1 pseudogene is annotated in these 463 nt (G+C 62.6%); it reads left to right on the top strand.

The features are described 5' to 3' along the window. Window positions 1–463 (top strand): annotated as a pseudogene (locus tag BST27_RS33000) (PPE family protein); the annotation flags it as partial.

Genomic DNA, 463 nt, shown 5'->3' with positions numbered 1-463 from the left:
GTATCGGCAACTCCGGCAACATGAACAACGGGTTCTTCATCCGCGGCGACGCCCAAGGCATCACCGGGGTCACCTACGAGATTCACATCGACCAGATTCCCGTGGACTTCGGCATGCGAATCCCGTTGCACCTGACGATTACCGGTGGCACATTCGACATCACCACGGCGCCGTTCACCGTCCCCCAGCTACCGGTCACTCTTAGCGGTGCCGGCATCGCCGGCAACTTCGGTCCCATCAACGTTCCGACCATAACGATCGGCGGACCACAGCTGAACCTGACAATCGGCGGCCCGGGGTACACGATCTTCGGCGGCATCACCGGCACCGTCGGCCCCATCCACATGGGCTTCGGAATCCCGGCGGGCTCCGGCTACTTCAACCAGACGGGTGCTCCGTCGTCGGGGTTCTTCAACTCCGGCGAGGGTAGTTCGTCGGGCTTTTTCAACCTGGGTGCGGGCAG

The sequence above is a fragment of the Mycobacterium intermedium genome (genome assembly GCF_002086275.1).
In the GTDB taxonomy this organism is placed as follows: domain Bacteria; phylum Actinomycetota; class Actinomycetes; order Mycobacteriales; family Mycobacteriaceae; genus Mycobacterium; species Mycobacterium intermedium.
This window is presented reverse-complemented; position numbering and strand designations above follow the sequence as displayed.